The 26,627-nt window shown below is 31.6% G+C and carries 23 protein-coding genes and 1 pseudogene; 6 read left to right on the top strand and 18 right to left on the bottom strand.

Annotated elements, in window-relative coordinates; genetic code table 11:
- Window positions 1-180 precede the first annotated feature (180 nt).
- The gene (gene cozEa, locus J5E45_RS12075; RefSeq protein ID WP_039067750.1) at window positions 181-1,266 is read left to right on the top strand and encodes a lipoteichoic acid biosynthesis protein CozEa; all 1,086 of its coding nucleotides are present in this window, start codon (window positions 181-183) and stop codon (window positions 1,264-1,266) included.
- Window positions 1,267-1,350: 84 nt separating this feature from the next.
- Here the strand turns inward: cozEa and J5E45_RS12070 are convergent.
- From J5E45_RS12070 to J5E45_RS12035, 8 genes and pseudogenes are all read right to left on the bottom strand, one after another.
- A pseudogene (locus J5E45_RS12070) lies at window positions 1,351-3,081 on the bottom strand (IS1182 family transposase).
- A 277-nt stretch (window positions 3,082-3,358) separates the two neighbouring features.
- Window positions 3,359-4,129: an enoyl-ACP reductase FabI gene (gene fabI / locus J5E45_RS12065; RefSeq protein WP_039067868.1), complete on the bottom strand. Its 771-nt coding sequence runs from the start codon at window positions 4,127-4,129 to the stop codon at window positions 3,359-3,361.
- Window positions 4,130-4,529: 400 nt separating this feature from the next.
- Window positions 4,530-6,374, bottom strand: a complete 1,845-nt coding sequence (locus J5E45_RS12060) for a monovalent cation:proton antiporter family protein (RefSeq protein WP_039067753.1) — start codon at window positions 6,372-6,374, stop codon at window positions 4,530-4,532.
- Between the two features lie 9 nt (window positions 6,375-6,383).
- Complete coding sequence (gene mgtE / locus J5E45_RS12055; protein WP_039067754.1) at window positions 6,384-7,769, bottom strand: magnesium transporter; 1,386 nt, start codon at window positions 7,767-7,769, stop codon at window positions 6,384-6,386.
- A gap of 27 nt (window positions 7,770-7,796) precedes the next feature.
- Window positions 7,797-8,651: an RluA family pseudouridine synthase gene (locus tag J5E45_RS12050; protein ID WP_039067756.1), complete on the bottom strand. Its 855-nt coding sequence runs from the start codon at window positions 8,649-8,651 to the stop codon at window positions 7,797-7,799.
- Entirely contained in the window at window positions 8,652-9,461 is an 810-nt protein-coding gene (locus tag J5E45_RS12045; RefSeq protein WP_039067757.1) for an NAD kinase, read from the bottom strand.
- 11 nt (window positions 9,462-9,472) lie between these two features.
- Window positions 9,473-10,108 (bottom strand): GTP diphosphokinase, encoded by a 636-nt coding sequence (gene yjbM / locus J5E45_RS12040; protein ID WP_017722299.1) that lies wholly within the window; start codon window positions 10,106-10,108, stop codon window positions 9,473-9,475.
- Between the two features lie 16 nt (window positions 10,109-10,124).
- Window positions 10,125-10,472 (bottom strand): UPF0738 family protein, encoded by a 348-nt coding sequence (locus tag J5E45_RS12035; RefSeq protein ID WP_017722300.1) that lies wholly within the window; start codon window positions 10,470-10,472, stop codon window positions 10,125-10,127.
- Between the two features lie 188 nt (window positions 10,473-10,660).
- On the opposite strand from J5E45_RS12035, the gene J5E45_RS12030 reads away from it, so the two are divergent.
- The 3 genes from J5E45_RS12030 (at window position 10,661) to yjbH (ending at window position 12,510) form a co-directional block, all read left to right on the top strand.
- Window positions 10,661-11,245, top strand: coding sequence for a CYTH domain-containing protein (locus J5E45_RS12030; RefSeq protein WP_039067758.1), 585 nt, complete (start codon window positions 10,661-10,663; stop codon window positions 11,243-11,245).
- An 87-nt stretch (window positions 11,246-11,332) separates the two neighbouring features.
- A complete protein-coding gene (locus tag J5E45_RS12025; RefSeq protein ID WP_039067759.1) occupies window positions 11,333-11,704 on the top strand; it encodes a truncated hemoglobin YjbI in 372 nt (123 codons plus the stop codon).
- Window positions 11,705-11,721: 17 nt separating this feature from the next.
- Window positions 11,722-12,510, top strand: a complete 789-nt coding sequence (gene yjbH, locus J5E45_RS12020; protein WP_039067761.1) for a protease adaptor protein YjbH — start codon at window positions 11,722-11,724, stop codon at window positions 12,508-12,510.
- A gap of 397 nt (window positions 12,511-12,907) precedes the next feature.
- On the opposite strand, the gene pepF is transcribed toward yjbH, so the two are convergent.
- The 4 genes from pepF to spxA all read right to left on the bottom strand — a co-directional run bounded on the left by pepF (window position 12,908) and on the right by spxA (window position 17,430).
- Entirely contained in the window at window positions 12,908-14,716 is a 1,809-nt protein-coding gene (gene pepF, locus J5E45_RS12015; protein ID WP_039067762.1) for an oligoendopeptidase F, read from the bottom strand.
- 53 nt (window positions 14,717-14,769) lie between these two features.
- Entirely contained in the window at window positions 14,770-15,768 is a 999-nt protein-coding gene (locus J5E45_RS12010; protein WP_039067763.1) for a competence protein CoiA, read from the bottom strand.
- Between the two features lie 211 nt (window positions 15,769-15,979).
- Window positions 15,980-16,696, bottom strand: a complete 717-nt coding sequence (mecA, locus tag J5E45_RS12005) for an adaptor protein MecA (RefSeq protein ID WP_039067765.1) — start codon at window positions 16,694-16,696, stop codon at window positions 15,980-15,982.
- 338 nt (window positions 16,697-17,034) lie between these two features.
- Complete coding sequence (spxA, locus tag J5E45_RS12000) at window positions 17,035-17,430, bottom strand: transcriptional regulator SpxA (RefSeq protein WP_002483765.1); 396 nt, start codon at window positions 17,428-17,430, stop codon at window positions 17,035-17,037.
- Window positions 17,431-17,734: 304 nt separating this feature from the next.
- On the opposite strand from spxA, the gene trpS reads away from it, so the two are divergent.
- The gene (gene trpS, locus J5E45_RS11995) at window positions 17,735-18,724 is read left to right on the top strand and encodes a tryptophan--tRNA ligase (RefSeq protein WP_039067766.1); all 990 of its coding nucleotides are present in this window, start codon (window positions 17,735-17,737) and stop codon (window positions 18,722-18,724) included.
- A 77-nt stretch (window positions 18,725-18,801) separates the two neighbouring features.
- Here trpS and J5E45_RS11990 read toward each other — a convergent pair whose 3' ends face one another.
- The 5 genes from J5E45_RS11990 to opp3b are packed head-to-tail and all read right to left on the bottom strand — an operon-like array spanning window position 18,802 to window position 24,500.
- Window positions 18,802-20,451 (bottom strand): peptide ABC transporter substrate-binding protein, encoded by a 1,650-nt coding sequence (locus J5E45_RS11990; protein WP_039067767.1) that lies wholly within the window; start codon window positions 20,449-20,451, stop codon window positions 18,802-18,804.
- 20 nt (window positions 20,452-20,471) lie between these two features.
- A complete protein-coding gene (locus J5E45_RS11985) occupies window positions 20,472-21,416 on the bottom strand; it encodes an ABC transporter ATP-binding protein (protein WP_039067768.1) in 945 nt (314 codons plus the stop codon).
- Window positions 21,406-22,488 carry an ABC transporter ATP-binding protein gene (locus tag J5E45_RS11980; RefSeq protein WP_039067770.1) on the bottom strand — a complete coding sequence of 361 codons (1,083 nt, stop codon included), beginning with the start codon at window positions 22,486-22,488 and terminating at the stop codon, window positions 21,406-21,408. Before J5E45_RS11980 ends, J5E45_RS11985 begins: the two co-directional genes overlap by 11 nt.
- An 18-nt stretch (window positions 22,489-22,506) precedes the next feature.
- A complete protein-coding gene (opp3C, locus tag J5E45_RS11975) occupies window positions 22,507-23,574 on the bottom strand; it encodes an oligopeptide ABC transporter permease (RefSeq protein WP_039067771.1) in 1,068 nt (355 codons plus the stop codon).
- Window positions 23,574-24,500 carry an oligopeptide ABC transporter permease gene (opp3b, locus tag J5E45_RS11970; RefSeq protein WP_039067772.1) on the bottom strand — a complete coding sequence of 309 codons (927 nt, stop codon included), beginning with the start codon at window positions 24,498-24,500 and terminating at the stop codon, window positions 23,574-23,576. Before opp3b ends, opp3C begins: the two co-directional genes overlap by 1 nt.
- A 244-nt stretch (window positions 24,501-24,744) precedes the next feature.
- Between opp3b and J5E45_RS11965 the strand changes: the two genes are divergently transcribed.
- Window positions 24,745-25,119, top strand: a complete 375-nt coding sequence (locus J5E45_RS11965) for a DUF3899 domain-containing protein (RefSeq protein ID WP_069792449.1) — start codon at window positions 24,745-24,747, stop codon at window positions 25,117-25,119.
- Between the two features lie 215 nt (window positions 25,120-25,334).
- Here the strand turns inward: J5E45_RS11965 and J5E45_RS11960 are convergent, their stop codons facing one another.
- Complete coding sequence (locus J5E45_RS11960; protein WP_039067775.1) at window positions 25,335-26,567, bottom strand: MFS transporter; 1,233 nt, start codon at window positions 26,565-26,567, stop codon at window positions 25,335-25,337.
- Between the last annotated feature and the right edge of the window lie 60 nt (window positions 26,568-26,627).

Genomic DNA, 26,627 nt, shown 5'->3' with positions numbered 1-26,627 from the left:
TTCAATCGTTAAATAGTTTTACACCATTTAACACAAATTATTCTAATTCGTATGATTAACTTTCTATTTTTTTATAATAGTGGCACAGAAATTACTGAATTCTATTTTCATCTTTTGTTCTTTGTTTATTTGAGATATACTAAATAGTACTTAAAAAAGAAATTTAGGAGGAACTGTCCTATGCTAAATAAGGTTTGGTTTAGAACAGGAATTGCCTTATTAATCCTGTTTTTACTAATCAAATTAGTCATGGAAGTCCATAGTGTATTTTTACCGTTTGTAATTATTATTCAATCGGTATTGTTACCATTGTTATTAAGTGGCTTCTTATTCTATATTTGCTTACCTTTTCAAAAAATATTGGAAAAAAACAAAGTACCCCGTTGGGCTAGTATTACAATTATCTTTATCGCTTTATTTATCATTATCGGTATTATTATTAGGTTTATTGCACCACCTATTGCAGAACAAATTGAAAACTTAATTAATCAAATACCAGCATTGCAACATGAAATCCAATATATTATTAACTTTGCTTTAGATCAAATGGAAAGATTACCTGCTGATGTAACAGATAGAATAAATAAAATGGTTCAATCTATGAGTGATAACACTGCAGATATATTATCTAATTCATTTAGTTATTTAACTTCATTTATCTCAACGCTATTTTTACTTATCATGGTGCCATTTTTCTTAATCTATATGTTAAAAGACCATGAACGTTTTATACCTTTTATTGCTAAGCTATTTAAAGGCGATAGAAAAGTTTTTATTGTTGATTTATTAAAAGACTTAAACCATACAGTGCAATCTTATATTCAAGGTCAAGTAACAGTTAGTATCATTTTAGGTATTATCTTATATATCGGTTATTCAATTATTGGTTTGAATTACACACTATTATTAGTTATGTTTGCCTGTGTAGCCAATATGATTCCGTTCCTTGGTCCATGGATGGCGTTTGCTCCAGCAGCCATTATCGGAATTATTCAAAGTCCAACTATATTTATATGGGTATGTATTATCACATTAGTTGCTCAACAACTAGAAGGTAATGTCATTACACCAAACGTTATGGGTAAATCTTTAAATATTCATCCCTTAACAATTATTGTTGTTATTTTAGCTGCTGGTAATCTCGGTGGCTTTGGCCTAATACTTGTAGCTGTCCCACTTTATGCAGTGATTAAAACGATTGTTCGTAATGTTTTCAAATACAGACAACAAATTATTGAAAAAGCAAACAGTGATGTTAAAGAATAGCTTAAAATAGCATTCTTGATAATATGTCATCGTTTTATGTTTAGTTACGTCACTTAAATCAGCTAGACAAATTATCTAGCTGATTTAAGTATGTATATTGAGGTCGTGATAAGTGCGCATCACGACCTCAATTTTTTTAATTAAAAAAACAGTCTGGGACATAAAATTCTTAGACAAGTGAAAAAAGGCAATTTCTATTGAAATAATATAGAAATTGCCTTTTTCATTATTGTTTTGATTATAGTTAGCTCGTTGAGCTACTACTTTTCTTATATTAAGTGCCATTAATACAAATCCAAGTTCTCTTTTGACTTTATTTATGCATCTAACCGACATTCGAGTGAAACCCAAAATAGCCTTCATAAATCCAAAAACAGGTTCTACATCAATTTTTCTTTGATTGTAGATTTCTTTTGTTTCTGGTTCTGAAAGCTTTTGATTGATTTGGGCTTTGAAATATTCCCAGTTATCATTTCTCATTATTTTTTTATTAGATTTTGAATTTGATTTCATACAATTGTTCTTCAGTGGACATTCTGAACAATTATCGCATTCATATAATTTAAAATCTCTCCTAAATCCATATTTATCATAGCGATAGGCATACCTTTTAAAACCAAGTCTTTTATGATTCGGGCATATAAATTCATCATTGATTTCATCATATTTCCAATTTTGAGTATTAAAAATGTCACTTTTATATTTGTTGGTTTTATCTTTAATAAACATGCCATAAGTTATGAGCGGTGTTCTATTAAATTCATCTATAATTGCCATATAATTAGGTTCACTACCATAACCAGCATCAGCTACGATATATTCAGATAAATGACCGTAGGTCTCTTTAATTAAAGTTAAAAAAGGCACCATTGTTCTTGTGTCTGTCGGATTTTGATACACATTATATGATAAAACAAATTGAGAATTTGTCGCTATTTGTAAATTATATCCTGGCTTAAGTTGTCCATTTTTCATATAATCTTCTTTCATCCTCATGAAAGTTGCATCATGGTCTGTCTTAGAATAACTATTTCTATCTTGGAGTATAGCTTTTTTGTTTTTTATATTTATACTTTCGTTCTGAATAATCAGCGAATTTCTTTTTATATCTTTTGATTTCAGTTCGCTTTTGACGTATTTGCTTTCTTAACCGAGTACATTTTTCATGTTCAATGTAATAATTTAAATCTTCGATTTCTTTATCCAAATGAGTACCAATTAAATCTATTTCTTCTTGTGTTAATTCATGATCATTATCTTCTTTAATCTTAGGTATGATTTTCTCTTTCACTAATTCGTAATATAGCGCTTTAGAATCTTCATTCATTTTTGATTCATAGTTTTGAATACTCTTTTTCCAAACAAATGTATATCTATTGGCATTAGCTTCCAGTTTTGTACCATCAATAAAAATAGTTTTATCATCTATAAGATTTTGTTTCAGACATTGGCTGTGAAATTGAATAAATAAAGATTCTAATAGCGCATCTACTTTAGGATTTACTCTAAAACGATTAATTGTTTTAGAAGAAGGTGTTTGATTTTGTGATAGCCACATCATTCGGATACTATCATTAAGCAGTTTTCTATTTTACGACCAGAAAATACGGATTGTGTGTAAGCATATAGAATAATTTTCAACATCATTTTGGGATGATATGATGTTGCCCCGCGATGATGTTTGAATTCATCGAATTCACTTTCCGGGATTGTTTCAACAATTTCATTAACATGTCGTGACATATCATTTGTGGGGATAAGAACTGAAGTTTCCATTGGTAGTGTAAGTTGAGTCATGTTATAATCTTTATACATAAGGCACCTCTCGTTAATTTAGTTTAGTTGTGTTTATTAAATTATACGAAAGGGCCTTATTTTTTTAAAGTGTTTTAATGTAAAATTACATATGAATGAGACGTATTTTGGCGAGACTCTTGAGGGAACAGGACAAGATGAAGACTACAGGCTGAAGCTGTCCCCTAAGAAAGCGAGCCAACAATACGAAGTATTGAATACAAAGGAAGCACTCAGATGAATTAAATCATCTGAGTGCTGTTTTTCTGGGATTTATGTCCCAACCTCTTTCATAATTTTATTTAACGATATGATAACCACTATCTACATGAATATTTTCTCCGGTCACACCACTTGAAAAATCGCTTAATAGATAAGCCGCAGTTTTACCAACTTCCTCTTGATCAATATTACGTTTTAACGGGGCACGTTCTGTTATTTCGTTTAAGATCGTGTTAAAACCGCCTACACCTTTTGCACTCAATGTACGAATAGGTCCAGCTGAAATCGCGTTAACACGGATGTTTTCTTGTCCTAAATCTAAAGCTAGGTAACGAACATTTGCTTCTAAACTTGCCTTCGCAACACCCATAACATTATAATTTTGAACTGCAAATTCGCCGCCTAAATAAGTTGTAGCTACAATGCTACCACCTTCAGGCATAAGTTTTTTCGCTTCACGTGATACAAGCGTTAATGAATAAGAACTAATATCTTGTGCTAATAAGAAACCATCACGTGATGTATCAATAAAACGACCACGTAAATCTTCCATATTTGCAAAAGCAATTGAATGGTAAACGCCATCTATGTTGCCAACTTCTTCTCCAATTTTAGCAAAACCATTTACTACATCTTCATCACTTTGAACATCAATTTGGTACATATGATGTGTTTCTTGATTTAATTGTTCAACTAATTTTTCCAATTCTTTTTTACTACGATCTTTACGGTATGTAAATACTAATTTTGCACCAAGTTGATCCAATACTTTAGCAACGCCAAAACCGATACTACGTTTGTTTGCAATGCCCATAATGACGAAAGTTTTGTTTTCTAAATTTAACATGAAAATAACTCCTTTATTTAAATTTTCATTTTTAACTGGTTCGAATTCAGATGACACAGATATATCCACTTTTCATCGATACCAATATCAACATTCCTTATTTTAACATTGGTTATAATAAATAAACAATTTATTTTAATATCAATTGAATTTTTTATGCGTTTACATAGCAAAAGGGAATTAATCACCCTAAAACAGTTGCTATAAAAAGGTTCTAACATGATTTTGTAACAAATTGAAAGCTAGTAATCACAAAATACTATTTTTTGAATTCCGCTCCTATATGTTAAAGGCTGAGACATTTATATATAACAATATGCATCAGCCTTCATATTCAAATATTGAATTTATCATTAGTAAGGTAATACAAGATAAAATATCACTTATAATCATAAACTGTTTAATAATAAAATTCTAATTCACGTTTCAATTCATCAACATATTCTTTAGAACCTGTAACAATAACACGGTCTCTGTAACGAAGCTGAGTATCACCATGTGGCACAATAGATTCATTATTTCTAATAATACGAACGAAAATAATATCTCCACCGAATGGGAAATTACGTAGTTGAATCTGATCATATTGATGATTTAACATGGCAATTTCATACAGTGATGTTTCAACATTACTTAACAAGTTAAGCATATTAGGTGTTTCTATCAAACCTTTTAATAAAATCTTGTTACTCATGTAACTACTAAACACTTCAATACCTTCTCTTTGAAGAGCCTCATCATTAGAACTAGATTCCAATCTACAAATAACACGTTTTACACCGTGAGCTTTTGCCATTAATGCTACTTTGCGATTAATAACGTCATCATTTGTTGAACACACAACGATATTACGTTTAAATAAACCAAGACGTTCAAGCAATTCTTCTTCATAATCTGCAATTTCGACCATTGAAATTGCATCAGATAATTTACGTTTATCACTTAAATCATTTCGATAATAAAGTGAAACCTGATAAAGTTGCGAAGATAAATTTTGAGCAATAGGTATAGTTAATTGGTTCTTTCCTATCAAACTCACTTCAATTTGTCTTGTGGCTTCATCCGGCATTGGAAACATTTTCTTAAAGATAATTGGCACAAACACACAAGTAATGACTGCACTTAAAATTAAAATTCCCGATATCTCAGGTGAAATTGTACCAAGTTGTTCCGCAATTTTAGCAGAAGCAATAACTAATGATAATGTAGATGTTAATAGAAATGCGGAAGAAATTGTAGTTTTCATATCAAACCATCTACGTATATAAAATACTGGTATCAATTTAGATATTAGAAAAGCTAATATTAAAAATGGAATAATCAACAATAATGCCGGTTCTTTAACCAACTCTGGGATATTTAAATCTACACCAACCATAATAAAGAATATCGGAATAAAGAACCCATATCCAAATGAATCTAACTTTTCTACCATATCCTCATCCGGATTAAGAAGAGAAACTACAACCCCAGCTAAAAATGCTCCTAAAATATTTTCTGCACCAACACCTTCAGCTAAAGCTACTAATAATAGGATAAGCGCAAATACAGCACGTATCCCAATTTGAGTAGTACCATCCATTAATTTTTGTAAGAATTGTGCCTTCTTGAAGAAACCACCTAAAAAGTAAAACACAATTGTAAATACGACTAAACTGCCGATTAACCACAAGGATGTATTCCCCGAAGCATGTAACGTACCATATGCTGTTAATAAAATCATTGTTACTAAATCTGCTAGTACAGCAACTAACAAGATAAATTGTCCAATTGTCGTACGCATAATATTCATTTCTTTTAATGTTGGTACAACGACACCTAATGAAATCGTTGATATAATAATAACCATAAGCAAGACATCATCAATTAAGCCCAACCATTTGAACATATATGCAAAAACAATAGAAATAATCATAATAAACATAAATACAACTATCGCTAGTTGTAAATGACCTGGCTCTTGTTTTTTAACTTTTTCTTCTTGCTTAGTTGAACTTTTATCTCTTTTAAAAGCTTTAAAATCAATTTCCAAACCACTTAAAAACATTAAAAATATAAAACCTAAAGTTGATAATATATTGAGTATTGAATCACGTTCGACTAAATTTAAAAAAGAATGTCCTATAATAATACCCATTAATATTTCAGCCACTACTATAGGTAAAAAATTGATTCTTAGTCTATTGACTATAATTGGCGTGAAAAATGCCGTTAAAACTACGACAACAAGCGACACAAATTCCATATAACCCCCTTATGTTAAGTAAGACATAAATGATGTTGCTAATCCAAAATAAATCAACATACTGACAATATCATTAATAGTAGTGATAAAAGGACCACTTGCAACTGCAGGGTCAATTTTTAATTTGTTCATCACCAACGGGATCATTGAACCTACTAATGTCCCCACTGTCATCGCAATTGTTAAACTACTACCTACAATGGTTGCTAAGATTGGTTGGCCGTATAAGACCATAATAATGATAAATAACAAGATTGCACAAACCAATCCACTTAAAAATCCACTTCCTGTTTCTCTTAATGCTACCTTAAATTTACTTTGTTCATCAATTTCACCCGTTGAAATGTTACGAACAGAAACGGCAAGTGATTGTGTACCCGAGTTTCCAGACATCCCACTAATAATTGGAATAAATGCAGCTAATAATGCAACTTTTGATAATGTATCTTCAAATGATCCTAAAATAGTCGCCGTAATCATACCTAAGAATGTAAGGATAATCAACCAAGGTAATCTTTTTCTTGCTGTTTTAATTACAGAATCATTTGTAGCGTCGACGTCTGAGACACCGGCTAAACGAGAATAATCTTCGCTTGCTTCTTCGTCCATAACGTCTAAAATATCATCGATTGTGATAATACCAAGTAAATGGTCTTGATAGTCAACAACTGGCATAGCTATAAAATCATAGTCTCTCATTTTTTGAGCGACGTCTTCTTGGTCATCAGCTGCATTTGCACTAATGACACGCTCACTCATGATATCTTCAATATACGCATCGTTTTCAGCTACAATCAAGTCTCTAAGTGAGAGTACGCCAGCTAATTGTTTATCATCATTCACTGCAAAAATAACATAAATAGTTTCTGCATTAGGTGCTTGTTCTTTTACATGGATAAGCGCCTCTTTTACAGGCATTGTTGCTTTCAACGAGATATATTCAGTGGTCATGATACCACCGGCAGTATCTTCCTCATAATGTAATAACGCTTTAATTTCTTTAGCGTCTTCACGCTTCATTAATGTGAGGAGACTAACTGTCTTTTGTTTAGACAACTGATTCATAATATCTACGGCATTATCGTAAGACATATCTTCTAAAATTTTACTAGCATAATTAGCATCCATCGTATCAAATAATGCTTCATATTCATCTTCATCGATTTCTAATTGTTCAAAGAAATCGGCAACTTCTTCTGGCGATAGCACTTCAAAAATACGTTGTCGTATATCTTCATCGCTATCTTCAAAGTATTCACTTTGTTCATATGTATGCATAGATAAGAATTCATCTCTAAATTCGTCAATATGATTATTAATCAACAAATCATCTAGCAATACTTTATTATATACTTGTTCATCTTCTAATGTGATTGACTCTTTTTCATTAGCCATTAGCCCCACCTCCATAGTTCTTTTAAATTATATCATATTAAATATAGTTTCAATCGCGTCATATCTATCGTTTATTACAATCTTTTGATTTTTAATTGGATGTATAAATGATATCTGGATACAACGTAATAATTGATGATGGTAAGTTTCATCTTTACCACCATACAAGTCATCACCCACTAATGGATGACCGATATGTTGAAAATGCACACGTATTTGATGCGTTCTTCCTGTCAGCAATTTCACTTCACATAAGGTGCGGTTGCCTATATGTTCGAGCACTTCATATCTAGTCTGTGAGGCCTTTCCTAAACGACTGACTTGGCGCTGAATAATACTTTCAGGATGTCTTGCAATAGGAGCATCAATTAAACCTTCACCGTCTAATAACCCCTGACAAATACATAAATATTTTTTATCAATTTTAATTTGGTTCATTAAATGATGAATAAATCCATGCTTGGCCAACACAACAATCCCTGAAGTATTACGGTCTAAACGCGTAACAATATGTGGGGTCAATGATATCTTTCTATCATTAAAATAACCCAACACTTGCTCTACTAAACTAAAATGTAAATGATCTCTAGAAGGTGCACAATTTTGTTGGGCAGATTTCGACACAATAATTAAATATGAGTCTTCATATAAAATATTTAATGTGTCGTAAAATGGATTTAAGTTAGGGCTAGGTGTTTCTTCACTTAAAAATACTTCTAAAATATCATTTATAGCTAATTGCTTTCTGACGGTAACTGGTTGTCCATTAACTAATAAAGCGCCATTATGCTTAATGGCGCTTATCGTCCGTTTAGAAAACTCTTGTTGCTGTAAAAATGTGCGAACCATTTCTGGTCGCTGTATCATATAAGTAAATTTCATTTACTCATCATCTCCACTCGAGATGAACGAGTCGTGTACCCTTTTCCAAAAAGGAAATGGTCTAAATCTAGCAAATCGAATTTTTTCATTTGCAACGCGATATTGTATCGCGTTAACATTTTTATGTTTTATACTAACGTGGTCAATCGTCGTTAAAATAGTATCATGATTAACTGGTGTTATTAAACATGTATGATGTTTTGGTAAGACTAAAGGAGAGCCTACTGTTCTAAATACACGATTATTAATTGATGCAATTTCAGCAATTTGCATAGCTTCTAATGATGGGTGTATTAATGCGCCTCCTAGTGCCTTATTATATGCTGTAGAACCTGATGGCGTTGAAATACACAAACCATCACCTCTAAAGCGTTCAAATTGATTACCTCTAATATTCACATCGACAACTAAGGTCGAACCATTTTCAGTTTTCATAGTAGCTTCATTTAATGCTAAATGACGTGTCTCATATCCATTATCATTATAACGTACTATCATTTCTAACAAGGGATATTCAATAACTTGGAATTCAGAGTTATTAATCTCAATTATAAGTTTCTCAACTTCATGTGGCACCCAATCAGCATAAAAACCTAAATGCCCTGTATGAACACCTACAAACGCACAACGAGATAGCATATGACTATACTGATGAAAAGCTTGTAACAGTGTTCCGTCCCCACCAACAGAAATTACGATTTCTGGATTATCCGGATCTTCAACCATCTGAAAATCTTTCATATGGTTAATCATTTTATGTTTTAAAGCATTAGATTTTGAATCACCTTTAGATAAAATCGTGTAACGCATCGTAACATCCCCTAGTCATTATTATGCTTTTTCGCACGCTTTTTAGAATAATATTTCTGAGCTTCTTGAATTTCTTCTTTTATTTCTGACATCTCTTCATCTAGCAAAAATGCCGCTTCTGCAGCCCTTTCTAATCGATGTTGAATCTCTGGTGGATAATCTCCATCATATTTATATCTCAAAGTATGTTCTATCGTTGCCCAAAAATTCATAGCCAACGTTCTAATTTGAATTTCTGCTAATATTTTCTTTTCTCCATTTAATGTTTCAATAGGATATTCAATAATAACATGAAATGAACGATAACCACTTTGTTTGGTATTACTAATGTAATCCCGCTCTTCTACAACTTTAAAATCTTGACGCTGTCTTAATAAATTAACCACAATATCAATATCATCAACAAATTGACACATTAAACGCAAACCTGCAATATCATACATTTCTTCATGTAAACGATCAAAAGAGATCTGGCGTTTATTAGCTTTATCAATAATACTTGTCATAGGTTTGACTCGGCCTGTTACAAATTCTATAGGAGATGCATTATCTTCTACTTCGTATTGTTTTCTAAGCCCTTTTAATTTAATTTTCAATTCGTCTACCGCTTGTTTATATGGAGATAAAAACTGATCCCATTGATTCATTGTGCCTCACTCCGCTTCAATCTAATTCGAAAATGTCCTCTACAACGGAAACAAACTCCTTACCATAATTTGAATTACCCTGAATGTTATCCAATATGTAATTAAACTCATTTTCGAATTGTTTTAATTCTAAGTCGTCATTAACGATAATTTTCTTGCCTTTGTTTTCATGTAACATAGACCATGTTTCTTGAACAAATATCAAATAAGAATAGTTTTGTCCATCGTCTAATATATATGCAAAGCTATAATTATCACTATCAACAAGCATTTGTCCTGCTTCTTGTAATCCTTCTGTGGATTGTTCTGTATAGCAATTAATACTATCTTCTGTAATTTTTATTTCATTCACATAAATACGCATGCTTGTTCCTCCTTATTCTTCATTATTTTAACATAATTTCATGCTACATAACATGTTCCAAGATAATGTTATAACAACATTAAGCTATCAATTTCAACTATTTATGTAATCACAAATGCAGTTCAATTTAAATTAAATAAAAAGTGTTTTAAAATAAAGGAACATACGCATCAGAAGGAGAGATTATAGTGGCAACAAACAACGAGATTGAATTCAAACAATTGTTAACAGAAGCACAATACAATGCTATTCATAAAATCTATTTCAGAGAAATTGAGTCTTTTAAACAAACAAATTACTATATTGATACGCCGGATTTTGATTTAAAAAATCATAAATCAGCTTTAAGAATTCGAGTAAAAGATGAATACCTAGAGATGACATTAAAAATACCAGCTGAAGTCGGTCTTACTGAATACAATTTTGAAACACATATCGTTCCTAAATTAGACAAACTTATTCCAGAACAATCGTTGCCTTCTGAAATTGCAGATCAACTTATAAAAATGGATATTGATTTAAGTCAATTAATTATTCTAGGTTCACTTAAAACTGAACGTTTAGAGAAAGAAATAAATGGAAACTTACTTGTGCTTGATAAAAGTACTTACCTAGATTGCGAAGACTATGAATTAGAATATGAAGTAGAAGATTATGATGAAGGTTTAATTCAATTTAAATCAATCCTTGAAAAATTTAATATGAAACATGAAATTCCATCTAACAAAGTACAAAGATTTTTTAATCGTAAATCAAATTTATATCATAACTAATTACATGCAATTGCAAAAAGTCGAATTACTTCCAAATGTAAAAATTCATGTTATATTAGTATTATATTAACAGAATACGGTGATATTATGACGCAAACACCATACGAAATCATTGGCCAAAAAGCCTTATATGAGATGATTGATTACTTTTATTACTTAGTTGAACAAGATAGTAGAATTAATCATTTGTTTCCTGGAGACTTTTCTGAAACAAGTAGAAAACAAAAACAATTTTTGACTCAATTCCTAGGTGGGCCAAATCTTTATACACAAGAACATGGTCATCCAATGTTGAAAAGACGTCATTTAGATTTTATTATAACAAATCATGAACGCGATGCTTGGCTCGAAAATATGTATAAAGCCATACAGCATGCTAATTTTCCCGAAGGTGTCGGTGATTATTTATACGAGAGATTACGCTTAACAGCGAATCACATGGTTAATTCCGAAAATTAATTGTAGGTGGAATAGACATGACTGAAGAATTAAGATTAATACAACCCAATAGTCGTGAAGATGTAAATCTTTCACCTGTTAGTAAGATAGAAATTTATTCCTTTTTTGATCCTTTCAGTAAGGAATGTTTTAAATTATCTGCAATCCTTTCTAAATTGCGCATTGAGTATAAACAATATATAAGTATTAGACATATATTGAACCCATCATTACGCGTTTTGACTAAATGCCAAGCGCAAAGTACATCTGATTTAGATAATATCGCACTTGCATATAAAGCTGCTGAGCTTCAAGGACGAATACGTGCGGAGCGTTTTATACATCTTGTACAAAATGAGATTATACCAAAGCGAGATATTATTACAGAATCGATGGTTAATAATTGTATCAGTAACGCAGGACTAGACTACGAAGTTTTTAAAGAAGATTTGCAAAGTAACTGTTTGAAAGAAAGTTTACAAGTAGATTTGCATATCGCACGAGAAATGGAAATTGAAGAAGCCCCTTCCCTTGTATTCTTTAGCGAAGACGTTCACGAAGAAGGGTTAAAAGTAGAAGGACTATACCCTTATCATATTTACACTTATATTATTAACGAACTCATTGGTTCAACAATAGAAAAAGAATTACCACCAAGTCTTGAAGAATACATCCAACAACAACAATTAGTTACTAAAGAAGAGTTACTAACAATATATGAGTGGCCAGAAAAATTAATGAATAAAGAGCTGAAAAAGTTAGCAATACAACAAAAAATTGAAAAACTTAAATCACCAGATGGTAAATTTTGGAAAGCTAAAAATTAATGTGATTAAGATTTAACTAAATCCCCTTTATGAATTAAATTTTAACATAAATAAAATGATCAAATTAAAAGCGATGATTTTTACGAAACACAGTAAAAATCATCGTTTTTTGTTTTTCTATATCTTTTTTCACTTAAAGTTTATTGAATAGTTATTCAATTATACTCATTTTTAGAAGGATAATTTAAAAGGGCATAAAAAAAAACGCCGTGTCTGATTACACGGCGCTAAACAAAGGGGATGGGAGAAATTTTTCACTTCAAACAAAGGGGTATGTTTGTTATGTGATTAATTTCATGTTTATAATATAACACGGTAAAATACACCTTTCAACCTTTTAAATTAAATAAGTTCAGTTTGTCACAAACTTGTCATATTGTAACCGAATACATTCATACTAAGCTTTCATTAGCTTTTCAAAAGCATCTAATTTTTGTTCAAATACTTGGCAAGCTTGTTCAATTGGTTCAGGTGTTGTCATATCTACCCCAGCATTTTTCAAGATTTCAATTGGGTAATTTGAACTACCCTTTTTCAGGAATTCATTAATATATCTATCTACTGCTGGTTGACCTTCAGTTAATATCTGATGACTTAAACTTTGTGCAGCACTATATCCTGTTGCATATTGATACACATAATAGTTCATATAAAAGTGAGGGATTCTTGACCATTCTTTGCTGATATCTTCATCCGTTTCAACTGAATCACCAAAATAAACACGGTTTAATTCAGCATATTCTTCGTTCATACGATTTGCTGTCAGCGGTTCTCCCCCTTCTTCTATTTGATGTATTTTGTGTTCAAATTCAGCAAACATCGTTTGTCTAAATAAAGTGGCACGGAAACGCTCTAGTTCTTGATTTAACAATAATAACCTACGTTCATCATCTAAATGTTTATCCATATAATCACTTAGTAAAGCTTCATTACATGTAGATGCTACTTCCGCGACAAATATTGTATAATCACTTGAATTAGATGGTTGATTTTTACGACTAAAATAACTATGAGCAGAATGACCAAATTCATGTACTAACGTATATAAATCAGACACAGTATTTGACCAATTTAATAAAATAAATGGATTTGTTAGATGTGCACCTGAAGAATAGCCACCTGAACGTTTACCTTTATTTTCAAATACGTCTACCCAACGATTATTTAATCCTTCATTTACTACTTCCATGTATTCTTCGCCCATAGGTTGTAAAGCTTTAACCATCCAATCTTTCGCTTCCTCGTATGGCATTTCAAACTTCACATCTTTAACTAAAGGAGTATACAAGTCGTACATTTTCATGTCTTCTAGACCTAATAATTCCTTACGTAATTTTGTATAACGATGCAATAATGGTAAATATTTGTGTACTGTTTTTACTAAATTATCATAAACAGCTTCTGGAATATGATTATTACTTAAAGCTGCTGCTCTTGCAGATTCATAATTATGTGTACGCGCATTAAATACATTCTTTTTAACTTCTCCTGCTAATGTAGCACTTAAAGTGTTATTGTATGCACCATAAGCTTTATATAAATTTTCAAATGCAGATTTTCTCAATATACGGTCATCTGATTCTAAACATTTTATAAATGTACCTTGTGTAAGAGAATGACGATTACCATCCTTATCAATAGCATCATCAAATTCTAAGTCTGCATTACTGAACATACCATATACATTGTCAGCAGTTGATAAAGCATCTTGTGCCTCAGTAAGTAATTTTTCTTTGTCTGCACTCAAGACATGTGGACGCTTTTCATTTATTAATTTCAAATCAAATGCGTATTGTTTCAAATCGTCATTTTCTTCAATAAATAATTGGATCTTATCTTCATCAATTTGTAAAATTTCAGGTACTAAGAAACTCCAACCTGAACTAAACTTAATTATTAACTGATGCGCACGCGCTTCATAGCCTGTATATTTATCATTTGCTGTGTCTTGATCTTGCTTTAAATGTGCATATACATAAACTTTTTCTAATTTAGAACCTAATTCATCTTCTAAAGCTAATGCTTGATATAAAGTTTCAGCACTATCAGCTAAATGACCTTTAAATTGTTGTTCTTTTCCTAAATTTTGCTCTGCTTCTTTAAAAGCTTCTTCAAAAGCTTCATCCGATTCGAATATGGTAGTTAAATCCCATGTATATTCAGGATATTTACGTTCTTGTTCTTCTCTTGTTAATTGTTGTGTCATAATTTTAGTAAACCTCCTATTAAATTCAATACTATAATTTTCTCATGTAAGGCTCAATTTTGCACGTTATTATACCCAATATTTTGATATGATTTTTGAAATTTGTGAACAATTCTTTGAGCTATTAACAGTCTATTAACTTCATAATTATAAAATTCATTATATTTAATAGTATTCGAAAATTCCCTTACATTAATTTTATTTTTATCAATTCTATTCATCAATTGTAATTGCCAATAAATAGGATGGGATTGTATAAATATCTGCTCTGGATACACTATGCCTAAATTTTCACAAATCCATGTTTCCCCTAATTGCAAATTATAAATAACGCTTAAACTAGGCTCTTTAACAGAGCATTGACGTCTGCAATTCTTAATGTATTGTTTAATCGCAGAGTGCGTTAATTTAAAATTACATGGTAACATTACAGAATCACTTGTATAAAAATAATATGTAAATTGTTTATAGGAAAGTTGTTCCCTATGTGCTATAAAACGATTCCCTCCAATAAATTGGACTATTTTATATCTATATAATACAAACGTATCACTATGCCATGAAAATAGTTGCCTTTTTTTCAAATCAATATACGCCCGTTCGCACTTATTTAAAGTCAATATATTCGTCCTTTTATTATATTTCAATTTACCGATAATCCAAACAACATCAAAACCAATTTTAGCTAAAGCATTGCTTCGTTTTTTAATATTATCAATTGTTATATTTGAAAATTGAATTTCAACCGCAATTTTATTATTAATAATTAAATCTGGATATTGATAGCACTGTGATATATATGGTTCAATCACTACATAAAAATTTAACTCATTCAATTTTTGTGCTAATTCGTATTTAAACATATAGTGTTCGTATGTCTCACTCTTGTTACAAAGGTTTGAATTTTTATGTAAATGAGCAAAATGTGATGCTTTTATTGACCCATTTTTTAAAACAACTTTGTTTTTACAATATGGACAGTGATAATCACCGTTTTTATTAGCATTACGTGCAATCATTAATGTGTCGTTGCTATCCTTGGCATATAACATATTTAAATCACCTCATTTAGTATACACGGTGATTTCACACAAATTACTTTAATAAACTGTACTATATACTCACTTGATATAATGATATAAAAAAACCAACAAAACATAAGCTTTGTTGGTTTTAAATCTTTTTAAACAAAACATAACTCTATATATTACAAATTAATTGTAGAAATGGTTATGTTGTTCTTTATAATTTTATTCATATTAATTATTCTGCAGTGTTTGGAAAATAACGTCTCACTTGCGAAGCGACATTATGGCTCATAATTATTTTTGCGTAGTCATTTAAATATACTTCTGATTTATCAGTAGGATATGCGAACTCAAGTAATTGACTATAACTATCATTAATTGTTTCTTGATCTACATTTTCGTCAAAGTGCACAGCGTAATAATAAATATTGTTAAGACTATATAATAAATCTTCAAATGCATCTGTCACTTGATCGTTGTGATGTGCATAATCGATTACTTCTTCTAAATCACTAAATTTAACAATAACGGTACGTGTATTTTGTTGCTTATGGTCGTTGCGTTCTTGGCTATGGCTATTTTCTTTCTGTTGTTGACGTTGCTCAAATAAATCTTCTAAACTATCGTCTTGATCAAACGTCTGTGATAATAAATCATTTACTTGGTAATCAAGCTGTTCACTATCGTCCTCTGACATATTAATCAAATCTTCATTTTTAGATTTAGATATCGTCACCTCAACACCTTTTTCAAAAGCATGTACTTGAATCCATAACGGGCCTTCAACAACAAAGTCTTCTTCTTCATTAATTTCTTCCATCATATTCCAAAAGAATTCTTCTCCACGTTTGCGATTAGTCCATAAATCTTCACGTTTAAACCCTCTTGCTTCAATATCACTATATGTTATAAATAATTTAACGGTAGTATCGTCAACGCGCTCTATTCTCATATCATCTCACTCCTTACAGTCGATGAATAGTAATCATATTGTATTAGAACATAGCAATAATTACAATTGATTTGTTTGATTAAATTTCACTAAATTCCAATTAGTATCTTATATTAACATATACCCTTATATTAGCCAAAAAAACAGCACTAACTATTCAAGCGTGCTGCGTCAAAATTAACTTATCTCTATATTAAATCTATTTTTTCACTTAGGCAACCTTTGCGTTTGACCTAAGCCCCTGAATATTTGTTATGTTAAATATAACAAAACCATAAAGTAACTTTTAATTCATTACTTTATGGTTTAAGGTTTATTTATTTCACTTATAATTTGTCTTAGTCAACCATACGTTGCGCTTCTTGCAATTGAAACGTACGAACTTTTCTAGGTAAGAAACGTCTGATTTCATCTTCGTTATAACCAACTTGTAGACGTTTTTCGTCTAAAATAATTGGACGACGTAATAAACCAGGGTTATCTTGAATAATTGAATATAAATCTTGAAGTGGTAATGCATCAATATCTACATTTAATTTTTGGTATGTTTTAGAACGTGTAGATATAATTTCATCAGTACCGTCTTCAGTCATTTTTAAAATTTGTTTGATTTCGTCAATTGTTAAGTGTTCTGAAAAAATGTTACGCTCCGTATACGGAATGTCATGTTCTTGTAACCATGCTTTCGCTTTACGGCAAGATGTGCAACTTGGTGAAGTAAATAATGTTACCATACATCTCACTCTCCTATTTTTCATGAATGTAAATTCATTTGATTTCAATATTTATATGATTAGGAAACTTTATAGTTTTCTTCGCCTTCCTTAACCTTACAATGAAAGTATACCCTTTCAACATTAAAATTAAATGAGAATTCTCTAATTTTTTTCAAAAAATTTAAAATAAAAGTATTTCTCAATAAATTCAACTAGAAATATTGATGTACATGTAGTTTAACATAACTTACAAATGATTGAAATACTGTTATAATAAACGTATTGTGTATTAAATTAAATTTCAGAAAGTAGGCCTCATAAAATGGAAACATTATTTTCAGGTATCCAGCCTAGTGGGATTCCAACAATCGGTAATTACATTGGCGCATTGAAACAATTTGGTGAAGTACAAGATGATTACGATTGTTTCTTTTGTATCGTTGACCAGCATGCAATAACGGTACCCCAAGATCGATTAAAGCTTCGTAAACAAATTAGACAACTTGCTGCAATCTATTTAGCTTCTGGCATAGACCCAGAAAAATCAACACTATTTATACAATCTGAAGTGCCTGCGCATGTTCAAGCTAGTTGGATGCTCACTACGATTTCTTCAATTGGCGAACTAGAACGTATGACGCAATTTAAAGATAAAGCAGTAAAACAAACTGAAGGCGTACCAGCCGGATTGTTAACTTATCCACCTTTGATGGCTGCTGATATTGTTATTTATAACACTAATATCGTGCCAGTTGGTGATGATCAAAAACAACATATGGAGTTAACACGTAATCTAGTAGACAGATTTAACTCTCGTTATAATGATGTATTAATCAAACCAGAAATCCGTATGCCAAAAGTTGGCGGCCGTGTGATGAGTCTTCAAGATCCAACTAAAAAAATGAGTAAAAGTGATGACAACCAAAAGAACTTTATCTCATTGCTTGATCAACCAAATGTTGCCGCTAAAAAGATTAAAAGTGCTGTAACCGATTCTGACGGTATCATTAAATTTGATCGTGAAAATAAACCTGGCATTTCTAATTTATTATCTATTTATTCAAGCTTAACTGATGAATCGCTTGATTCACTTCAAGAAAAGTATAAAGACTCAAACTATGGTGTGTTTAAAGCAGATTTAGCAGAAATCGTAAAATCATTTTTAACTAATTTCCAAGAAAAGTATGAATACTATTTCAATTCTGATGAGCTTGATACAATTTTAGATAATGGTAGAGATAAAGCACAAAAAGTCTCATTTAAAACATTGAAAAAAATGGAAAAAGCTATGGGCTTAGGTCGTAAAAGATAAGTTATTGACCTTAAAATGCCCACAATATAAAAAGGAGAATCCAGTACATTGGATTCTCCTTTTTTAATGCTTATTTTTTATTTCTTTTTACCAGTTTTAGGATCGATACTCTTATCAATTTTCACATGTTTTAGTGTTGTATCTCCACCAATTTGATGATATACCAAACCTTTAACTTGTGGGTTAGTTAAGTGCGCTTCCCCTTTTTGGTATATTGGTGCAACTGGTGCTTCTGCTAATAGTAACTCCTCTGCTTCCTTCATAGCTGCATTACGTTCTTCCGGTTTCTTCAATAATTTGCCATTGGCATCTTTAACTAATTTATCGAATTCTTTATTACCCCATCCCGTATTATTAGATGGATTACCTGTAGTCATAATATTCAAGAATGTTAATGGATCTGGGTAATCTGGGCCCCAACCAGATAATGATGCTTCAAATGTTTCAGAATGTTCTTGGTTCACTCTTTGTTTAAATGGTAATTGTTTAATTTTCAATGTAACTCCTGGCAAATTACTTTCAACTTGCGCTTTAATATACTCTGCTGATATTTTTGCATCTGGAGTATCTTCTGTATTCATTGTAAATGTTAATTCTTTGATCCCTAAATCTTTTTTGGCTTTCTCTAAATGTTGTTTTGCTGCTTTTGGATTATATGTTAATGGCGAATCGATTGATTCGGTAAAATCCTTACCGTCTGGTGTTTTAGCTGTTAATTTAGAAGTAAAACCATCTGTAGCCTCAGAACCATTATTTTTAACTGAATTTACATAGCCTTCTTTATTGATAGCTTGTGAAATTGCTAATCTTAAGTCTTTGTTTTTAAATTCCGGTACATTGTCTCGATTTAATTTAATATAAAATGTACTTGCTAATAAACGTTTCTTTAATCCAGGGTTATCTGCATATTTATCTACTTGATCAGCTGTAATCGTTGTGTCATCTATAGAACCTGTATCATACAATGAGGCCCCTGCTTGCTGGTCTTTCAACACTTTATAATTTACACGGTCTAAATTCACTGCTTTTTTATCCCAATAATCATCATTTTTAACAAGTTGTATTTTATCTTCAACTTTCCAATCTTTGACTTTAAATGGTCCATTGAATACTGTTTTATCAGCTGTAGTGCCATATTGTTGCCCGGCTTTCTTCACAGCTTTTTCATTTTGTGGCATAAACGTTGCAAAGGCCAGCATCTCGTTCATATATGGTATAGGTTTTGTTAATTCTACTTTCAACGTGTGGTCATCTACTGCTTTAACGCCTAGCTCATCTACTTCTTTTTTGCCCATATTTATTTCTTCAGCATTTTTCAAATCATACATAATATAAGCATATTCAGATGCCGTGTCTGGATTAACGACGCGTTTCCACGCAAATTCAAAATCATGCGCCGTAACTGGATCTCCATTTGACCATTTTGCATCTTTACGTAAATCAATTGTCAAAGTTTTACCGCCGTTGCTTTCTTTGGGCATAGCTTTTGCGACACCTGGTTTAGCTTTATCATTTTCGTCTAAAGTATATAGCCCTTCATATACTTGATTATATATATCAAATGAAACTGTATCAGTAGCTAATGCCGTATCTAATGAAGAAATATCTTGTGGTATCACTTTTCTAAATACCTGACCTTTATCTGAGTACACCCCTTCAGCGTTACCACAACCTGCTAACACAACTGATAGTGCTACTAAAATAATTAAGAACTTGAATTTTTTCATCATATTCCCCCCTTTCCCTGTTAAACAGAAGCTGCTTGTGATTGAGATTTTAATTCTTCAGCTTCTTCATCTGTGGTAAATACATAATGACTTGCTCTAATTTCATGTAACGATCGTTGACTATTTTTAGTGTCATCTTCTTTAAAGTGAGTTCTTTTTCTAACTCTTTCACTTTCAGGGTCAGGCTGAGGTACAGCAGAAAGTAATGATTTTGTGTATGGATGCATTGGATGATTGTAAATTTCATCTGCACTACCTATTTCTACAATTTTACCAAAATGCATAACTGCAATTCTGTCTGAGATATATTTAACCATCGATAGATCATGGGCAATAAACAAGAATGTAATGCCACGCTCTCTTTGTAATTTCAATAATAAATTTACCACTTGAGCTTGAATTGATACATCTAATGCCGAAATAGGCTCATCGGCAATAATAAACTCCGGTTCCACTGCTAATGCTCTTGCAATTCCTATACGTTGACGTTGTCCACCTGAGAATTCATGGGGATAACGATTGGCATGCTCTTTACTTAAACCAACAGTTTCTAGCAAATCATAAACACGTCTTTTACGGTCTTTTACCCCTGTTGAAAGTTTGTGTATATCAATACCTTCAGCTACGATATCCATTACTTTAAGCCTTGGATTTAATGAAGCATAAGGATCTTGGAAAATCATCTGAATTTTTTTATTGAATTTCAAAGAATCTTTACGGTTTTTAATTTTTTGGATATCTACACCTTCATATAAAATCTCGCCATCTGTTATGTCATTTAATTTAATAATTGCTTTGCCTGTTGTTGACTTTCCACAACCAGATTCACCAACAAGTCCAAAAGTTTCGCCCTTATATACATCAAAAGAAATATTTTCAATAGCTCTAACTTCATTTCGCTTACCTTCGTTAAAATATTGTTTTAAATTTTTCACTTGCAATAATAGCTCATTACTATTCTCCATTGAACGACACCCTTTCTACCTGTTGTGGTTTACCAAAGTTATTCGGCATATTACGCAAACGTTTTTTGACCATTTCAGGTGGTTCTATATGAGGCGCACGCTCGTCCAATAACCATGATTTTACAAAATGTGTTGGCGATACTTGAAACCACGGTGGTGGTGTCTTAAAATCAATGTCTAAAGCGAATTGACTACGGTCCGCAAATGCGTCGCCTTTTGGTGGGTGTAGCAAATCAGGCGGTGTACCCGGTATTGCTAGTAACTCTGTATCTGTACCTGTTGATAAATCTGGCATTGAGGAAAGCAATCCCCAAGTATATGGATGTTTAGGATCATAGAATATTTCATCTACATCACCTGTTTCTACCATTTGGCCGCCATACATAACAGCAACTCTATCCGCTATGTTTGCTACAACACCTAGATCATGTGTAATAAATATAATAGAGGTGCTAATTTTATGTTGAAGCTCTTTCATAAGTTCTAATATTTGTGCTTGCATAGTCACATCGAGTGCTGTAGTAGGTTCATCTGCGATAAGCACTTTAGGTTCACATGCGAGTGCTGTTGCTATTACGATTCTTTGCCTTTGTCCACCTGAAAATTGATGTGGATATGCATTAAATCGTTTTTCAGCATTCGGTAAGCCCACTAGATTCAAAATTTCTAACGCTCTTTTTTTAGCGTCCGCTTTATTATAATTTTTATGTTTAATTAGTGGTTCCATTACCTGTTTCCCAATTTTCATTGTTGGATTTAATGATGTCATTGGGTCTTGGAAAATCATAGAAATATCTTTACCACGTAATTTAATTAATTCTTGTTCTGACTTTTTAGCTAAATCTTCACCTAAGAAATTAATTTGTCCTTTTTTAATTCTCCCGGCGTCACCTTGAAATAATTTAGTAATAGCTTTCGTTGTTACCGATTTACCTGAACCAGATTCACCAACAATTGCTAATGTCTCCCCTTTATCGATAACAAAGTCAACGCCTCTTACCGCTTGCACTTCCCCTGCGTCGATGTCAAAGGAAACATGCAAATCACTAACTTCTAATATTCTTTCTGACATATCTGTTGCCTCCTTTTATTATCTACGCATTTTCGGATCAAATGCATCACGTAATCCATCACTAAATAGATAGAAGAATAAAATCAATAAACTCAATACTAATGCTGGTATAAATAATTCATGCGGATGGATGAGCAACATTGCTCTTCCTTCATTTACCAATGAACCTAATGATGTTCTTGGTGCAGGTACCCCAATACCAATAAAGCTTAAGAATGCTTCAAAGAATATTGCGTTAGGTACTGTAAACATTGAAGTAACTACGATAACCCCTAACGTGTTAGGCAAGATATGTTTGAAAATTAATTTAAATTTTGATGCTCCTAATGTCTTCGATGCCAAAACAAATTCTTGATTTTTTAATTTTAAAAATTCTCCACGAACGACACGACTCATACCAATCCAGCCTGTTATAGCCATCGCTAAAATAATCGTCCATATAGATGGTTCAAAGATCAATACAAATAAAATCACAACAATAAGTGTTGGAATAGAAGCAACTATTTCTATAATACGTTGCATGACATTATCTAACCGACCACCAAAGAATCCTGATATCGCTCCATAAATGACACCTATAAATATATCTAGTAAGGCAGCGACAACACCAATAAATAATGACACTTGTGCACCTTGCCATGTTCTTGACCATAAATCTCTACCTAATTGGTCTGTACCAAACCAGAAATTCTCTTTAACGCCAGCTTCTTTATAAGCATCAACGCCTTGTGCGCCTTCACCATCAAAAGGTAAGAATGAAATTTGATCTAACACTGGTATTTTAGCTGGTAAGTTACGACGTTCAACATCTTGTTCAGCATAATCATGTGAACTTAACAGCGGCCCTATCAACGCTAATAACACAATAATAATTAAACCAATCATACCTACTACTGCGAGTTTATTCCGTTTCAATTGCGTCCATGCATCTTGCCAAAAGTTTTTGCTCTCTCTTTGCATTTCTGGTTCTTTTTCTATATCGTTGTTACTTCTAATAAAATCAGATGCTGGAATAGCTTCAGAGGTAGTAGTCATCACTGCATTTGAATGATCATCATTTAATTTTTTATCTCTTTTATCAGTCATTATTTTTTACCCCCTTGTACACGAATACGTGGATCAATAACACCATATAATATGTCTACAAGGAAAATAGAAACGATAAATAGTGTACTGAATAAAATTGTCGTAGCCATGATAACTGGGAAATCATTTGTCGTTATTGATCTAACGAATTGATCCCCTAAACCAGGCACGCCAAAGATATTTTCAATTGTCAATGTACCCGTTAGTATACTCGCTAACATCGGTACTATAATTGTTATAACTGGAATTAATGCATTTCTTAATGCATGACCGAATAAAACTCTCATTGTTGAATTACCTTTGGCGCGTGCTAACAAGATATAATCTGAACTTAATACTTCAATCATTTCCGCTCTTATGTATCTAGCCACGGTTGCCAGTACTGCTGCAGATAAAGCTAGTGAAGGTAGCACTGCTGTTGATATCCCTTCCCAACCAGCAACAGGAAACCATTGTAATCTTACTGAAAAGACATACTGTAATAATACTGCTAACACAAATGAAGGTACTGAAACCGCAATAACCGAAATTACCGTTGCAGAATAATCCACCCAGGTGTTTTGCCGTACTGCTGCTATAACCCCCAAAATCAAACCTAGTATTACTCCGATAACCATCGCCGTCATCCCCATCTCAAACGATGGTAATAACCTAGGTTTTATTAAATCCCAAACAGGTTGATTGTCATATTGGAATGAGTTACCAAAGTCCCCCGTAACAACATTCTTTAAATAACTGGCATACTGTACAGGTACCGGATCATTCAGACCATATTTTTCATTTAAAATTTGTTTCTGCTCTTCATTTAATTTTTCATCATTAAATGGCGAGCCTGGCATTAACTTCATTAAGAAAAACGTGATCGTTATGATTATGAATAATGACAAAATCATATACCCTAAACGCTTCATAATATACTTAAGCATATTTTATCCCCCTTTAATTTCAGAATAAACATTCCCTTCAAAATATTCAGAAATATTTAATAACATTATACTTTTAGTTCATATTTTAATCAACATTGTTTTACTTTACATTATTAAAGGAATCTTTTTTTAAATAAATTTATTAATCTTATAAGTATTGTTGTAAAAGAAATTCCATCAATTATTATTCATTTCTAAGTAATTTTAAGTTACAATAAATTTATTAATTAAAGGAGACAAAATAATGAAAAATTTAACTTCAATACTTGGTTGGGCACTTTTAACACCAATTCTTTCTTTGCTATTTTGGTTTTTCGTTTCACATACCTTAATCTATTTCATTAATATTTTCTTCTATATATCTATTTCGTTAACCGTATTCTTTTTTATTATTATCATCGTACAAGAAGGTATTTTCGACCCTACAAGTTATGGTTTTAGAAGACTAAAATATCAGCTTTCAAGTAAAAAGCACAAAGATACCATGGAAAATGATGAATTTTTCAAACCTAAGCAAGTCAAAAAAGATGACTATTTTGTCTCTCCATGGGTGAAAATTGCATTTAGTTTTAATTTATTTTATTTAATACTCACAATCGTCATATCATTTTCAATTTAAAGCCCAACCTAATTGGTTAATTTAATTAAAATAGTGATACGTTATATATTTTTTGTAATGCTAACAAACATTCAAAACAAAAAATTAGTCCGAGACATAACTAGTTGTCTCGGACTAATGCATTATATGAACAGAAAATGATTATATCTTTACTAAAAACAGATTAATTCTACTAAATCATTATAGCCAACAATGATTTCTTGCTCTCTTTTTTATTATTTCGTTTCAATATTCGGGTTACAAAACAAAGCATAATATAACAATACAAACCCTATTAAAACAACGATTGCAACGTATATCGACATCATCCATGGTAAAACAAAAGCCCCTATAATTAATCCAGAACGTGCTAATAAGTTACCACCATAAAACGAAACCATACCAAATGTATTGTATGTACTTCGTTTATCATCTGGTATCATTAAAAATCTTTGTGCATTTTGTATAGGTGAGTATATCAATTCCCCTAATGTAGCAATCATTGAGAATAAGCATAAAATCCAAAATGAACTCGCAGATGTTAGCACACTATAACCAACAGTATATAATATAATACCTAAAATAAATGCAATTCTTTTGGATGTTGATTCCACAACTCTATTTACTGTAAAAGTTAATGTAGCTACAACAAGTGTGTTGATTATCATAATAACAGTAAACATTCTCACTCCATCTATGTAAAAACCAAAAAAGTTTAAAGTGTCAAAATCAGACTTCAATCTCACTACAACGTAAGAATTTAAACTTAACTCAGCCATAATAACTAACATATAGCCTAAATTTAGCATCATAAAATATTTATCTTTAATAACAGTATGGTAACTATTTATAAAATGTTTAAATTTAGAAGTTAACTCTTCTTTTTTATTATATACTTGCTCAACATCATAGTATTTCTCAAAAAGGTACCAACTTATGAGCATTGCTACGAAAAAAATCACAAATAATAATCGTTTATGACCTAAATAGAGTAGAGCGCCTAGCACCATACCAATTGCTGTACTTATATTAAACATCCAATAATTTAGTTGATAAACGTATTCGCGAACTTCTTCATAAATTGCATCCATAATCGCTGCCTCAAAGATAGGTTCGCTCGCTGCAAACATAATTTCAAATATAAAGACTGTCGCACAAAATACAACTAATCCTATCCCATCCATAGTAACGGTTATACTTAAAATAATAAGACAGATTGCATACAGAAAATGAATGTAATTCACCACTTTCTTCCTATTATAATTATCTCCAATATATCCACCTATGAAGGATACAATAAAACTTACTATTAGATTTGCAATTAAGAAAACACCGGCAAATACCGCATTTACTTTACTAGTTAAATATAATGCCAAAAAAGGTAAAATCGCTTGGCTTGCAATAATCAAGATAAAATCTGCTATAAGCCGTGTTTTTAATGTCGTGGATAGGGTCAAAAATCTTTTCATCTTATATACCCCCTTGTTCATTTCATGAATGTTTACTATTATACATTAAACGTATATTGT

The organism is Staphylococcus shinii (genome assembly GCF_017583065.1).
GTDB classification, from domain to species: domain Bacteria; phylum Bacillota; class Bacilli; order Staphylococcales; family Staphylococcaceae; genus Staphylococcus; species Staphylococcus shinii.
The sequence above is the reverse complement of the archived record's forward strand: the minus strand, read 5'-3'. Positions and strand labels throughout refer to the sequence as shown.

Excerpts from the sequence above, each read along its gene's own strand:
- cozEa (WP_039067750.1), top strand. The coding sequence starts at position 181 with ATGCTAAATAAGGTTTGGTTTAGAACAGGAATTGCCTTATTAATCCTG.
- fabI (WP_039067868.1), bottom strand. The coding sequence starts at position 4,129 with ATGTTAAATTTAGAAAACAAAACTTTCGTCATTATGGGCATTGCAAAC.
- J5E45_RS12060 (WP_039067753.1), bottom strand. The coding sequence starts at position 6,374 with ATGGAATTTGTGTCGCTTGTTGTCGTAGTTTTAACGGCATTTTTCACG.
- mgtE (WP_039067754.1), bottom strand. The coding sequence starts at position 7,769 with ATGGCTAATGAAAAAGAGTCAATCACATTAGAAGATGAACAAGTATAT.
- J5E45_RS12050 (WP_039067756.1), bottom strand. The coding sequence starts at position 8,651 with ATGAAATTTACTTATATGATACAGCGACCAGAAATGGTTCGCACATTT.
- J5E45_RS12045 (WP_039067757.1), bottom strand. The coding sequence starts at position 9,461 with ATGCGTTACACGATTTTATCTAAAGGTGATTCAAAATCTAATGCTTTA.
- yjbM (WP_017722299.1), bottom strand. The coding sequence starts at position 10,108 with ATGAATCAATGGGATCAGTTTTTATCTCCATATAAACAAGCGGTAGAC.
- J5E45_RS12035 (WP_017722300.1), bottom strand. The coding sequence starts at position 10,472 with ATGCGTATTTATGTGAATGAAATAAAAATTACAGAAGATAGTATTAAT.
- J5E45_RS12025 (WP_039067759.1), top strand. The coding sequence starts at position 11,333 with ATGACGCAAACACCATACGAAATCATTGGCCAAAAAGCCTTATATGAG.
- yjbH (WP_039067761.1), top strand. The coding sequence starts at position 11,722 with ATGACTGAAGAATTAAGATTAATACAACCCAATAGTCGTGAAGATGTA.
- pepF (WP_039067762.1), bottom strand. The coding sequence starts at position 14,716 with ATGACACAACAATTAACAAGAGAAGAACAAGAACGTAAATATCCTGAA.
- J5E45_RS12010 (WP_039067763.1), bottom strand. The coding sequence starts at position 15,768 with ATGTTATATGCCAAGGATAGCAACGACACATTAATGATTGCACGTAAT.
- mecA (WP_039067765.1), bottom strand. The coding sequence starts at position 16,696 with ATGAGAATAGAGCGCGTTGACGATACTACCGTTAAATTATTTATAACA.
- spxA (WP_002483765.1), bottom strand. The coding sequence starts at position 17,430 with ATGGTAACATTATTTACTTCACCAAGTTGCACATCTTGCCGTAAAGCG.
- trpS (WP_039067766.1), top strand. The coding sequence starts at position 17,735 with ATGGAAACATTATTTTCAGGTATCCAGCCTAGTGGGATTCCAACAATC.
- J5E45_RS11990 (WP_039067767.1), bottom strand. The coding sequence starts at position 20,451 with ATGAAAAAATTCAAGTTCTTAATTATTTTAGTAGCACTATCAGTTGTG.
- J5E45_RS11985 (WP_039067768.1), bottom strand. The coding sequence starts at position 21,416 with ATGGAGAATAGTAATGAGCTATTATTGCAAGTGAAAAATTTAAAACAA.
- J5E45_RS11980 (WP_039067770.1), bottom strand. The coding sequence starts at position 22,488 with ATGTCAGAAAGAATATTAGAAGTTAGTGATTTGCATGTTTCCTTTGAC.
- opp3C (WP_039067771.1), bottom strand. The coding sequence starts at position 23,574 with ATGACTGATAAAAGAGATAAAAAATTAAATGATGATCATTCAAATGCA.
- opp3b (WP_039067772.1), bottom strand. The coding sequence starts at position 24,500 with ATGCTTAAGTATATTATGAAGCGTTTAGGGTATATGATTTTGTCATTA.
- J5E45_RS11965 (WP_069792449.1), top strand. The coding sequence starts at position 24,745 with ATGAAAAATTTAACTTCAATACTTGGTTGGGCACTTTTAACACCAATT.
- J5E45_RS11960 (WP_039067775.1), bottom strand. The coding sequence starts at position 26,567 with ATGAAAAGATTTTTGACCCTATCCACGACATTAAAAACACGGCTTATA.